This window comes from Parasediminibacterium paludis (assembly GCF_042651445.1).
Taxonomy (GTDB): Bacteria; Bacteroidota; Bacteroidia; order Chitinophagales; family Chitinophagaceae; genus Parasediminibacterium; species Parasediminibacterium paludis.
The window spans coordinates 478,228-490,846 of record NZ_JBHSDC010000002.1 but is presented as its reverse complement, the minus strand read 5'-3'; the positions used below and the strand labels follow the sequence as shown (position 1 = coordinate 490,846).

11 protein-coding genes are annotated in these 12,619 nt (G+C 36.7%); 6 read left to right on the top strand and 5 right to left on the bottom strand.

The features are described 5' to 3' along the window. The first annotated feature begins 7 nt into the window (after nt 1–7). Both ACFOW1_RS02785 and ACFOW1_RS02780 read left to right on the top strand, forming a co-directional pair. On the top strand, nt 8–904 hold the full coding sequence (locus ACFOW1_RS02785) for a 3-hydroxybutyryl-CoA dehydrogenase (protein ID WP_379012184.1): 897 nt from the start codon (nt 8–10) through the stop codon (nt 902–904). A gap of 44 nt (nt 905–948) precedes the next feature. Further along, nucleotides 949–1,674 (top strand): YdcF family protein, encoded by a 726-nt coding sequence (locus tag ACFOW1_RS02780; RefSeq protein ID WP_379012183.1) that lies wholly within the window; start codon nt 949–951, stop codon nt 1,672–1,674. Here ACFOW1_RS02780 and ACFOW1_RS02775 read toward each other — a convergent pair. After that, the gene (locus tag ACFOW1_RS02775) at nt 1,671–2,276 is read right to left on the bottom strand and encodes an IMPACT family protein (protein ID WP_379012182.1); all 606 of its coding nucleotides are present in this window, start codon (nt 2,274–2,276) and stop codon (nt 1,671–1,673) included. The two genes, ACFOW1_RS02780 and ACFOW1_RS02775, sit on opposite strands and share 4 nt — an antisense overlap. A gap of 5 nt (nt 2,277–2,281) precedes the next feature. Continuing rightward, the gene (ribD, locus tag ACFOW1_RS02770; protein WP_379012181.1) at nt 2,282–3,334 is read right to left on the bottom strand and encodes a bifunctional diaminohydroxyphosphoribosylaminopyrimidine deaminase/5-amino-6-(5-phosphoribosylamino)uracil reductase RibD; all 1,053 of its coding nucleotides are present in this window, start codon (nt 3,332–3,334) and stop codon (nt 2,282–2,284) included. A 59-nt stretch (nt 3,335–3,393) separates the two neighbouring features. Between ribD and prmC the strand changes: the two genes are divergently transcribed. Then, on the top strand, nt 3,394–4,263 hold the full coding sequence (prmC, locus tag ACFOW1_RS02765; protein ID WP_379012180.1) for a peptide chain release factor N(5)-glutamine methyltransferase: 870 nt from the start codon (nt 3,394–3,396) through the stop codon (nt 4,261–4,263). Nucleotides 4,264–4,283: 20 nt separating this feature from the next. Here the strand turns inward: prmC and dacB are convergent, their stop codons facing one another. Then, the gene (dacB, locus tag ACFOW1_RS02760) at nt 4,284–5,687 is read right to left on the bottom strand and encodes a D-alanyl-D-alanine carboxypeptidase/D-alanyl-D-alanine endopeptidase (RefSeq protein ID WP_379012179.1); all 1,404 of its coding nucleotides are present in this window, start codon (nt 5,685–5,687) and stop codon (nt 4,284–4,286) included. Nucleotides 5,688–5,727: 40 nt separating this feature from the next. On the opposite strand from dacB, the gene ACFOW1_RS02755 reads away from it, so the two are divergent. The 3 genes from ACFOW1_RS02755 (at nt 5,728) to ACFOW1_RS02745 (ending at nt 10,536) form a co-directional block, all read left to right on the top strand. Next, nucleotides 5,728–6,984, top strand: a complete 1,257-nt coding sequence (locus tag ACFOW1_RS02755) for a competence/damage-inducible protein A (protein WP_379012178.1) — start codon at nt 5,728–5,730, stop codon at nt 6,982–6,984. 199 nt (nt 6,985–7,183) lie between these two features. Then, nucleotides 7,184–9,445, top strand: coding sequence for a 2-oxo acid dehydrogenase subunit E2 (locus ACFOW1_RS02750; protein WP_379012177.1), 2,262 nt, complete (start codon nt 7,184–7,186; stop codon nt 9,443–9,445). Between the two features lie 146 nt (nt 9,446–9,591). Next, complete coding sequence (locus tag ACFOW1_RS02745; RefSeq protein WP_379012176.1) at nt 9,592–10,536, top strand: class I SAM-dependent methyltransferase; 945 nt, start codon at nt 9,592–9,594, stop codon at nt 10,534–10,536. Between the two features lie 30 nt (nt 10,537–10,566). Here ACFOW1_RS02745 and ACFOW1_RS02740 read toward each other — a convergent pair whose 3' ends face one another. Both ACFOW1_RS02740 and ACFOW1_RS02735 read right to left on the bottom strand, forming a co-directional pair. Continuing rightward, nucleotides 10,567–11,934, bottom strand: a complete 1,368-nt coding sequence (locus ACFOW1_RS02740) for a hypothetical protein (protein ID WP_379012175.1) — start codon at nt 11,932–11,934, stop codon at nt 10,567–10,569. Next, a complete protein-coding gene (locus ACFOW1_RS02735; protein ID WP_379012174.1) occupies nt 11,915–12,616 on the bottom strand; it encodes an RNA polymerase sigma factor in 702 nt (233 codons plus the stop codon). Before ACFOW1_RS02735 ends, ACFOW1_RS02740 begins: the two co-directional genes overlap by 20 nt. Nucleotides 12,617–12,619 lie beyond the last annotated feature (3 nt).

Sequence of the window (12,619 nt, the reverse complement as noted above, 5' to 3'; positions counted from 1 at the left end):
GCTTGTTATGATTAAGAAAAATATTTCGGTGATAGGTGCAGGTACTATGGGCAATGGCATTGCGCATGTATTTGCACAACATGGTTTTACTGTAACGCTTATTGATATTAACCAAACGCAGCTAGATAAAGCGTTAGTAACCATCGCTAAAAACTTAGACAGACAAGTTGCGAAAGGCAGTATTACTGAAGATAATAAACAGAAAACACTTACCAACCTTTGTACACAAAAAAGTATTGAACTTGGCGTGGCTAATGCAGAATTAGTTGTAGAAGCAGCTACCGAAAATATTGATTTAAAACTATCCATTTTTAAACAGCTAGATACTTTTGCGCCAGCAAATGCAATTCTTGCTTCGAATACATCGTCTATTTCTATTACAAAAATTGCCAGTGTAACCAAACGACCAAGCCAAGTTATTGGTATGCACTTTATGAATCCTGTGCCAGTGATGAAGTTGGTTGAAATTATTAATGGTTATGCTACTAGCAATACCGTAACAACTACAATCACTGAACTTAGTAAACAATTACAAAAAGTGCCTTGCGTTGTAAATGATTATCCGGGTTTTATAGCTAATAGAATATTAATGCCAATGATCAATGAAGCTATTTTTAGCTTGTATGAAGGTATAGCAGGTGTAGAAGCAATAGACACCATTATGAAGCTTGGTATGGCGCATCCTATGGGGCCATTACAATTAGCAGATTTTATTGGCCTAGATGTGTGCCTAAGTATTTTGAAGGTATTGCATGATGGCTTTGGTAATCCAAAATATGCACCTTGCCCTTTATTAGTAAATATGGTGACTGCTGGCATGTTGGGCGTAAAAAGTGGCGAAGGGTTTTATACCTATCTTGGCGACAACAAATCATTAACTGTCAGTAAGGTATTTAGTAAATAATCAACGAATTCATGTTCTATATCCTTTCAAAACTGTTATACTTTTTGGTTGTTCCTTTTAATTGGGTAGTTATACTATTCATCACCTCTTTATTTATCAAAAACAAGGGCTTAAAAAAGAAATTATTGGTAAGTATCATTACCATCACAGTTATTTTTTCAAATCCATATATTTTTTATAAAATATTACATGCTTGGCAAATCAATACATCTGAATTATTACCCAATAAGACATACCAAGCAGGCATTATTTTAGGTGGGCTGAGCAGTTTTGATAGAGAAGGCAATAACTATTTTAATGAAGCAAGCGATAGGTTTATACAAACTTTAAAACTATATAATCAAGGCATCATTAAGAAAATCGTAGTAACGGGGGGCAGCGGCTTGTTGGTAGGCAGTGAGCCGCAAGAAGGAAGTGTACTAAAAGAAGAGTTTTTAAAAAACAAAGTCAACCCTGCTGATTTAATTATTGAAAGCAAATCTAAAAATACTTACGAAAACGCCATTTTTACAAAGAAGCTACTAGATAGTTTACATATTAGCGATACGATGGTTTTAATAAGTTCTGCATCGCATTTACGACGATCAAAAATGGTTTTTAAAAATGCAGGTTTTAAAGTTGTAGCGTATCCTAGCGACTTTGAGTTTGTTGATCAGTTTTATACACCCTTACATTATGTTTGGCCAAATTTAACCGCCTTTCATGGTTGGACTAAATTAATAAAAGAAATAATAGGTACAGTTGTTTATAGCATTACAGGCAAAGCTTAACAACGTTTTACATCTACCGTGTGGAGATCTTTAAGTTTAGATAATACTTCTTCCAAACGTACTTTAGGCACACCCATTTGTACAATGGAAAATAATTGATTTTCCTGCTTGATAATATTACAATTGCACTGTTTTAAAATTACCATTACATCATTCATTCTTGTATAATCAAATTGTAGTTCGTAGTTTATTTCAACAGATTTTTGAATAATAGGCACCACTTGAAAAGCCATAGCAGTAGCCGATTTATAGGCATTAATTAAACCTGGTACGCCCAATAATGTACCGCCAAAGTATCTTACAACAACTACCAATACATTGGTCATTTGTTTGCTATCTATTACATTTAAAATAGGTTTACCTGCGGTGCCATTTGGTTCGCCGTCGTCACTCACTCTAAAATTATTACCATCTAAACCAAGCCTATAAGCAAAGCAATGATGTACCGCTTTAGGATGTTCTTTTTTTAGTTCTTGCAAATGCTTCTTAAAATCTTCAACATTGCTAATAGGAAATGCATAGGCTAGAAAACGACTGCCTTTGTCTTTAAATTCTGCAACCGAAGGTTTTTCAATGGTGTAATAATATAAGTCGCTATTCATAAGGCCTATTTACTATTATTCGGATTTGTAAAATAGGTAATAATGTCATTCAACAAAACTGTTTGCTTAGCTTTTACATGATGGCTTAATATTGGCGCAGATACACCATTATTTACTACTAATGAATTATTCGTAATAATAACTACTTCGTCCCATACGTCTTGATCGATAAACGATTGTAGCGTTTTGGTACCACCTTCTACAAGCAAACTTTGAATATTTAATTGATAACAAGCTGCTAAAATTTCTTCTAATAAATCGGCTTCTTTATTTAGTTTATAATAAGTCAATTTTTCTCTTTCCTCTTGCTTGATATAATTGAATACAATCGTTCTTTCTGCTTGATTAAATAATTGCAAATGAGTAGGTAGTGTTAAGTCTTTATCTATTACCAACCGTGTGGGGTTTTTACCATACCATAACCTGTTTGTCAGTGAAGGATTATCAAGTAAAGCAGTATTAGTACCTACCAAAATAGCAGCGTTTTGTTGACGCAATTGATGTACCAATCTGTTTGAAAAATTATTGCTTATTAACAATCTATTATTAGTATTTGTACCTATTTTTCTGTTGGCAGTTTCTGCCCATTTCAACATAACAAATGGTCGTTTCTTTTCATGGAATGTAAAGAATTTTTTGTTCAATGCTCTACAGTAATTTTCCAATACACCAACTGTTACGTCTGCACCCGACAACCGCAATTTCTCAATTCCTTTACCATCCACTTGTTTAAAACTATCAGTACATCCAACTACCACTTTTTTAATACCATGCTTAATAATTAAATCGCTACAAGGCGGTGTTTTACCAAAGTGTGCACAAGGCTCTAGGCTTACATAAATTGTAGAAAGCGGTATTAAATGCATATCCGCTTTTGCAACACTGTTAATACAATTAACTTCAGCATGCGCTTGCCCATATTGTTGGTGATAACCTTCACCAATTATTCTATTGTCATACACCAAAACACTACCAACCATGGGATTAGGTGCAACGTTACCTTCACCAAGTTTGGCTAATTGTAAGCAACGCAATAGATATTGTTCATGCAATGTCAATATGGACGGCTATTTGATGAAAGCGGCAAAAATAACTGAAATGATAGTAACATTGCAGCATGACTATCAATACGGCTTATCACCAGCTTTTGTACCAACTATTTGCGTTGTACGATGACCGTGAAGCCGCCAACATTGCTGATTGGGTCATTGAATATATTACAGGGCAAAGACGGATAGAAAGAATACTTTACAAAGATTTACAGCTAAATAATAGTCAACAACAACAGCTTGAAACCTTCACGCAGCAACTATTGCAGTACAAGCCAGTACAATATGTATTACAAGAAGCTTGGTTTGCAGGTATGAAGTTTTTTGTAAAAGAAGGTGTATTAATTCCAAGGCCGGAAACTGATGAGCTAGTAGAACAAATTTCAAATTTCAAGTTTCAAGTTTCAGGTTCATTGCAAATTTTAGACATTGGAACAGGTAGTGGTTGTATACCCATTGCTTTAAAAAAGCGTTTACCAGCAAGTAATATCCTATCCATAGATATAAGCGAAGCAGCATTAGCAATTGCTCAAAAAAATGCCACAGATTTACAAGCAGATATTACTTTACAACAACTGGATTTCTTAGACGAAACCAATTGGTATCAACTTGGAAAATTTGATATTATTGTAAGCAATCCACCTTATATCAAACAAAGCGAAAGTGCAAGCATGAGTAAGCATGTAACTGACTATGAACCAAGCCTAGCTTTATTTGTAGCCGATAATAAAGGTTTAATTTTTTATGATAAAATTGCCGCTTTTGGTAAAGAACATCTTAACCCCAATGGGCAAATTTTTGTAGAAATTAATGAAGCTTTGGGTGAAGAAACGGTGGCTATGTTTCAGCAACATGGTTATCAAACCTTATTGAAACAAGATCTTCAAGGTAAAGACAGAATGATACAGGCTTGGTTAAGCAATGATTTTAATGATTAAAATGATGGTAAATATTGGAACTATTTCAATTCATCTAAAACAGAAAAAAGCTTTTTTACAACTGCACTCGCGCTACCATCAAAGTTGTTGACAATAATAGCAACTGTATAATCTATACCAGCTTTACTTGTATGATAGCCCGCAAAACTTTTACTGCCGCCGATAGAACCGCTTTTCAGTTTCATACCATTATATAATGGCAACGCTTCGTAAAAAGAAGAAAACCACTTTTTATCTTTTGCATACTGTAATACATTTACTAAAACACTAGTTGTAATGCGGTTTTGAGGTGACAAGCCACTACCATCAATTATTTTAAGAGCCCCAACATCCATCCCTTGTTCTTGCCAAAATTTTCTGACAATATCAACACCCTTATCTGTAGCGCCCATCCCTGTTTGCTCATAGGCGATGGTTTTGAGTAATGCCTCACCATACAAGTTGATACTCTTTTTCAGGAACCAAAAGTTAATACTATCAAGTGTTGGCGATTTGTGTGTAACTATTATTTTACTTGGTTTACGCATAACGGTATCATCTATTGTAGACAAATCAAACATAGTTTTGAAGCCAATATTTTCTTTATTCAATGCATCATCCAATACTTGTTGTATTTGCCACAATGGATGAGAAAATGCACCACTAATCGTAAATGTTTTTTCGCCCGCAGGTACTGTACCTTCTATAAAACCTGTGTTACTATAAGGTGGTAAATAAATGTAACCATTATCACCACTACCCTTTTTACCAGTTTTAATATTAGGTTTTAAAAATGCTCTTTGCAAAGCTGGATTTGTTTTTAAAATAGTCACGTCATCACCTTCATTATCACCAGGTTGTAACACCAAATCGTATTGGTTTTCGTGCCAATTTAGCCCCCATGTACCAGCACCATAATAGTTACCAATATCATCCCAAATCCAACCACCGGGTAAGGGTTGATAAGAGAATTTTCTTCCATCCAAGAGAATATTACCATCAATAGACTTAATTCCAGCATCTTTAATTGCATCAAGCCATTCTTTCACAATAGCAGTGTCTTTTGTAACGCTGTATCGCCAGCTACCCAATGTAGGATCACCACTGCCAACCAAGTATAAATTACCTTTTAAAACACCATTAGTAATTGCACCATCGTAGCCTAGTTCTGTTTTGTATTGATAGTCCTTACCCAATAGCTCAAAAGCTGTTACACTAGTCAGTATTTTTTGGCAACTTGCTGGTGCCAATCCCAGTTCACTATTATAATCTGTTACTATCTTGTTTGTTTTAGATTCTACAACATACAAGCTTACACTAGCATGTTTTAAAGCACTGTCGTTTTTCAATTGCTGCATGGCTTTTGTAAGCTTATCGCCAACGCTTTGAGCGGTAGAAATAATGCCAATGAAAATTAAACTAATGAGAAGTTGGAAGTGTTTCATGAGAGTACAATTACTTTGCACAAAATACAGCGTTCGTTTTATGGAAAAAATATTTGCATCTATTATTACTATTGGTGACGAATTATTAATTGGTCAAGTGGTAGATACCAATAGCCCTTGGATGGCTCAAGAACTCAATAAAATAGGCGTAGCAGTTAAACACCGTGTAGCTGTCGGTGACGCATGGGATGATATTTGGTATGCACTTGATGAGGAAAGTAAACATGCAGATATCATTCTGATTACGGGTGGCTTAGGTCCTACCGCTGATGATATTACCAAGCCTTTATTGTGCGAATATTTTGGTGGCAAGATGGTAGTTGATGAACCCACATTGGCACATGTAACACATATTTTTGCCAATATTTTAAAACGTCCAATGATTGAGCGTAATGCTAAGCAAGCTGAAGTGCCCGATGTATGTACGGTTTTAAAAAATGAAGTGGGTACAGCGCCAGGGATGTTGTTTGAGCGTGATGGTAAAATTTTTATAGCCATGCCAGGTGTACCCCACGAAATGAAATGGTTAATGAGCAACCAAATATTACCATTAATTCCTACTAAATTCAAAGCCCCTATCATTGAACATAGAACATTATTAACTGCTGGTATTGGTGAAAGCTTTTTAGCAGAATTGATTCAAGATTTTGAAGCCGCTTTACCTGCCAATATCAAATTAGCATACCTGCCGCATTATGGTATGGTGCGTTTGCGCCTTACATCATCAGGTTTCGATAAAGATGCTATCATTCAACAGCTCGATTATCAATTCACTGAGTTGAAGCAACAAGTTTCGGCATATTTAGTGATTGATGAAGACATCACTTTACAAGCTGCAGTGGCACAGCTTTTAAAAAAATACGGTAAAACATTGGCTACCGCCGAAAGCTGCACAGGTGGCTATATTGCACATTTGATTACTGCTATGCCTGGCTCGTCTGCTTACTTTACTGGTAGTGTGGTTTGTTACGATAACAGAATAAAAACAGAATTGCTTGGCGTAAGTAACGAAGTTTTGCACACAGTAGGCGCCGTAAGCGAGCAAACAGTAACCCTAATGGCGAGCAATATTGTAAAACTAATGAACACTGATTATGGCATAGCAGTCAGTGGTATTATGGGACCTAGTGGCGCTACTGATGAGAAGCCCGTTGGTCTTGTATGGATTGCTGTTGCTGACTCGCAGCGTGTAATTACCAAACAATTTAACCTACGATTTGATAGAGAAAGAAACATTCAGATGACAGCTATCAATGCACTGAACATGATGAGAATGTTAATTGTGGATAACCATTGAATAACTTTCGATAGCTAAAAATTACTTTTGATACAATTATGCAACAAATTATTGATTAGTTCTGTGTAAGAACTAGCACTATTGGTTCATTTAACGTAAAACTTGCACGTTTTATTGCATGCCGCGATAAATTAACTGATTGGTTTGGTGTTGCCTGATTAGGGGTAAATTTTTTAACCCATTAAATTCACAATTAGATATGGCTATAGTTGATTTGATAATGCCCAAAATGGGCGAAAGTATTATGGAAGCGACCATTTTGAAATGGCATAAAAATGTTGGCGACCATATTCAACAAGATGAAACATTGCTTGATATTGCTACTGACAAGGTGGATAGTGAAGTGCCTTCAACTGTGGATGGTATTTTAAAAGAAATATTGTTTGAGGTGAATGATGTTGTGCCAGTTGGTAGTGTTATTGCAAAAATTGAAACAGCAGTTGCTGCGGCTATTACACCTAATGTTCCAAAACTGCCAACAGAAACCGCAACTGTTGTAGTGACTGTACCTGAGCAAATCCATCATGCGCCTACTACTCCGCAACCTGAAGAAATTGAGCCGCCATTCTTAGGCGAAATGCCATACGTACCACAAAATATTACAACATCGAGCGCAAAAAATAACAATAGCTTTTTCTCACCGTCTGTATTGAGTATTGCCAATAGCGAAGGCATTAGTTTAAGCGAACTCGAAAAAATAAAAGGTACGGGTGAAGATGGCAGGGTTACAAAAAAAGATATTTTAGAATATGCACCTGAAAATAGCGGCTCACAGAAACAGACAGGTAATAACCGCTTTTACTCACCGCTAGTTTTAAATATCGCCAATAGCGAAGGCATTAGCCTTGCAGAACTTGAACGTATAGAAGGCACAGGTGCCGATGGTCGTGTATCGAAAAGAGATGTTTTGCAATATGTTGCTAATAAGAAAGCTGGTTTAATACCTGCCTATGTAGTACCAACTGCACCTGCCCCAATTGTATCGCAACCTGTTGTGGTACCAGAACCAGTAGTTACAGTACAACCACCTGTTATTCACAGCGAACCTGCTCCAGTCGTTTCAACACAACCAATAGTTATTCCTGAACCGGTAGTTGTACCAGCGCAGGCTGCATTTACAGCACCAACTGTTGAACCAGTTATAATGCCACAACAACCCGTAGTTGCTGCACCAGTTGTTCCAGAACCTATAGTAACTGTTCCAGAACCTGTGGTAACCGTTCCAGAACCTGTGGTAACTGTTCCAAAACCTGTAGTAACTGTTCCAGAACCTGTAGTAACCGTTCCAGAACCTGTGGTAACTGTTCCAAAACCTGTGGTAACTGTTCCAGAACCTATAGTAACTGTTCCAGAACCTGTAGTAACTGTTCCAGAACCTGTAGTAACTGTTCCAAAACCTGTGGTAACTGTTCCAGAACCTATAGTAACTGTTCCAGAACCTGTAGTAACTGTTCCAGAACCTGTAGTAACCGTTCCAGAACCTGTAGTAACCGTTCCAGAACCTGTGGTAACTGTTCCAGAACCTGTAGTAACTGTTCCAGAACCTGTGGTAACTGTAGCTGAAAAAGTGGTTGAACATAAATCAGTCGTTGCAACATCTATCAACCAAACCTGCTTACAGCCTGTGCAACAGTCGGTTTTTGTACCAACACCTGTTTACATTAAAGATATTCCTCTATCAACGCTTGCTGAAGGTCACTCTGGTAAATTTGCGAATCCAACTTCTGTGTTACCAACAGGTGATACTGAAATTATAGAGATGGATAGGATGCGTAAGCTGATAGCCAAACACATGGTAAACAGTGTGCAAACTAGTCCACATGTAACCAGCTTTGTAGAAGCAGATGTAACCAATATGGTGCTTTGGCGCAATAGAGTAAAAGAAGAATTTGAAAGAAGAGAAGGTACTAAAATAACTTTTACACCAATGTTTATAGAAAGCATTGTGAAAGTTATGCAACAATTCCCTTTAATTAACTCTTCTATTGAAGGTGAGAAAATTGTAGTTAAAAAAGATTTTAATATAGGTATGGCGACGGCTTTACCAAGCGGCAATTTGATTGTTCCTGTTATTAAAAGTGCTGAAAAACTGAATATTGTTGGTTTAAGCAAGGCAGTGAACAACTTAGCTAACGCTGCAAGAAATAGCCAACTGAAACCCGATGATACTACTGGCGGTACATTTACAGTAACCAATATTGGCACATTTGGCAGTTTAATGGGTACACCAATTATCAACCAACCACAAGTAGCCATATTAGCTATAGGTGCTATTAAAAAGAAACCAGTTGTGATTGAAAGCGAGGATGGAGACACGATTGGCATTAGACACATGATGTACTTATCACTTAGCTACGACCACCGTGTGATTGATGGTAGTGTAGGTGCAAGCTTTTTAACGGCTGTTGCTAAAGAATTAGAGCAATGGGATGTTAATAGAACTTGGTATCAGTACTTGTAGTGCTATATCGGGCATAGATGAAGTACTTACGGAACGATGCAGTGTGCGACGCAACAGAAGCCAAATAGCATTACTACTGCTGACAAACAAAAAATACATTTACAGCCATCAAATTTGATGGCTGTTTTTATTGAACAGTGTTTTTTATGAATGAGAAGCTAATCATGTTTAACAATCGCTTGCAAAAAGTGTACAAGCATAGGCATAAACAGGCCGTAAGACAAGGCATTACTTGCTATAGAGTGTACGATCATGACTTGCCGGAATTTCCATTTTGCATAGAGCTTTACGAGGACAAAGTGTACTTGGCTGAATACTTGCGCAGACATGGTATGACGGATGAAGAACATGAAGCTTGGCTAGAAGAATGTGTGGCGGTAATTGCAAATTTGCTACAAGTAAAAGATGAAAACATTTACATCAAAGAACGCAGACGCAAGGCCAACAGGCAAGAGCAATATGAGAAGGTAGATGATAAAAAAGAGTTTTTTACTGTGCTTGAAAATGGGCATAAGTTTCTGATAAACCTAACAGACTATTTAGATACGGGTTTGTTTTTAGACCATCGCATTACAAGGCAAATGGTGGAGAACGAGTGCGCTGGTAAACGTGTGCTGAATTTATTTGCTTATACAGGTTCGTTTAGTGTATATGCGGCGGCTGGTAAGGCTAAAAGCGTTACTACGGTGGACCTCTCGAAGACTTACCTAACTTGGGCCGAAGATAATTTTACCATCAATTTGCTTAAAGATGCAGAACGCTTTCAGTTTATTCATGCAGATGTAAAACAATATTTAAAAACATTAGCACCCAATAGTTTTGACTTGGTAGTGATGGATCCGCCAACGTTTAGCAATAGCAAGCGCATGAAAGATATTTTAGACATTCAGCGCGACCATGTAGCATTGCTAAACGATGTATTGGCCGCAACCGTAACTGGGGGTACCGTTTATTTTAGCACCAACTACACCAAATTTATTATTGATACCGCCGCCATTAATGCAACAGAAATAAGAGATATTACTAAAGCTACTACTCCTTTCGACTTTGAAGGTAAATTGAAACGATGGTGCTACAAATTGGTGAAATAGAAACTTTAGCTTCAACCACACAGAAAAAAACTATTTGCCTTTTAGATTCAGCGACAGTTGTAAGCCTGCACTGTATAATTTTACTTGCCCTTCACCAATACCTGTTAGTGGTATTTTTACAAAAGGGGTTAACTGATACGATAGTTGCTTGCCTAATTGTCTACGATAGCCAACTGCTAAATTTAGAATTGAGAATAAATGGTTGTTTTTATCTTCTATCAAATAGTTAGACTTACGCGGTTGGTTATAGTATAAGTAATTATAATCGTAAGATTCGCTTTTCATAAAATAGCTTGATATACCACCTACCGCAAGCCAAGTAGCTTTTTGATATTGGGCAAATTGGTATTGTAAATTAATGGGCAGTTCATATACTAAACAGTTGGCATCGATGGACTTTAACTTGTAATTAGCTGTCACCCAAGGTTGATTTTTGTAATCTGCACTATCAGTTGAATATATTTTTTTACTGACACCAAAACCTGCGGCAATGCTTATTTTTTTGGTAATTTGATAACTTACAGCAATTCCGAACCCAGGACTGCTTACGTCTTTTAAAGAAAGATGCGTAGAAGTGATATCCGCTGTTGCAAAAGCACTGACTTCAAATTTTGAAAGAACCGATTGCTTTTTTTTGGGTGTAGCTTTTGCAATGGACGCTACTATTGTTGCCGAAGTATCAGTTGGCTTTTCCGCTTTTTTTCTATCAATTGTATCTACAATTTCAGCGGTGTTAATCATTGCTTTTTCAGTGATATTATCAGCCTTGTTATTGTTTGAAACCTCATCATTAATTGGCTGATCTATATCATTAGCAGCCTGTTGTACAATAGGTTGTACACCTGTTTTGGATACTTTATTAACCGTTATTTTCTTTGAATTATTGATAGGCGGTTTTACTGAACCATGATACCCATTTTTTATGCTTGATTCAGTAACAACCTTAGTTAAAGAGGAGGTTGCAGTAGTGCTATTAGCTTTGCTCTCAGCAGCGGTTGGCATATTTTCTTTTACTTCAATTGCAGTTTTACTAATTCCTTTATTAGTTGTCGCTTTTATTTTATTTGTTTGACTTTCTACCATCACTACACCAACACCATTATTTTCTGCTTTCGATATTGGAGGCTTAGTTTCTGATACAGCTATTTGATTATTAAGATTATTGCGATATTGAATTGAATTATGCGAATTATTATGATGTAAATACATAGCAGTAGTACCGCCAACTAATAGCAAAGGCAGTAACCACCACCAAAGCACAAATCTGCGCCTCTCTTTTTCGCCGTCAAGCATCTGCTCCATACGCTGCCACGCCTCTTCGTTAAAAGGCATAACACTTTCATCAGCTGCTTGCTGGCTTAGATTAAATAAATGTTTATCAAACTGCTCTCCGTTCATACATTGTGTAATTATTCTTGGCTAGTAACATCTTTTGCAAATGTTGTCTCGCTTTGGATAAATTAGATTTAGAAGTTCCTATCGCAATTCCTAGCTGCTCGCCTATTTCTTCATGGCTGAATCCATCCAACACAAATAAGCTAAAAACAGTTCGATAGGCGGGTGATAATTGCTGCACACATGCAATGATTTCTTTGTACGATATTTTCGCTAACTGACTTTCATCTGCGTCAATTGTATCCAATTGTGCATCAGTAATTTCTGCGTGATGATTGTGTTTATCATATTTACGATAATGATCAATAGCTGTGTATATCACAATGCGTTTAATCCAGCCTTTAAAATCAGCAGTGAAGCTATTGTGTATGGAACTAAACTTACCAATTTCCTTAAAAATTTTTAAGAACCCATCGTTTAATATCTCTACAGCATCATCGTTATTTTTTGCATAGCGCATACATATTGACATTAAGTAACTATAAAACATAGCATATAATTGCTTTTGGCTGTCACGTTTGTTGGCAGCACAGTCTTTAAGCAATTGTTTTAAGTCAATATCGGTAATCAGGTGGTGTCTTTTTGAAATTGAATCGAGTGAAATTACAAAATGGTTGTTCGACGTGTCAACTTTATTTCTGTTTTCTCGACTTACAAGGGCAATATTTAAGGCAGTATTCGCCAATGT

Coding starts and splice junctions, on each gene's coding strand:
- ACFOW1_RS02750 (WP_379012177.1), top strand. CDS start 7,184: ATGGCTATAGTTGATTTGATAATGCCCAAAATGGGCGAAAGTATTATG.
- prmC (WP_379012180.1), top strand. CDS start 3,394: ATGACTATCAATACGGCTTATCACCAGCTTTTGTACCAACTATTTGCG.
- ACFOW1_RS02755 (WP_379012178.1), top strand. CDS start 5,728: ATGGAAAAAATATTTGCATCTATTATTACTATTGGTGACGAATTATTA.
- dacB (WP_379012179.1), bottom strand. CDS start 5,687: ATGAAACACTTCCAACTTCTCATTAGTTTAATTTTCATTGGCATTATT.
- ACFOW1_RS02740 (WP_379012175.1), bottom strand. CDS start 11,934: ATGAACGGAGAGCAGTTTGATAAACATTTATTTAATCTAAGCCAGCAA.
- ACFOW1_RS02775 (WP_379012182.1), bottom strand. CDS start 2,276: ATGAATAGCGACTTATATTATTACACCATTGAAAAACCTTCGGTTGCA.
- ACFOW1_RS02785 (WP_379012184.1), top strand. CDS start 8: ATGATTAAGAAAAATATTTCGGTGATAGGTGCAGGTACTATGGGCAAT.
- ACFOW1_RS02745 (WP_379012176.1), top strand. CDS start 9,592: ATGAATGAGAAGCTAATCATGTTTAACAATCGCTTGCAAAAAGTGTAC.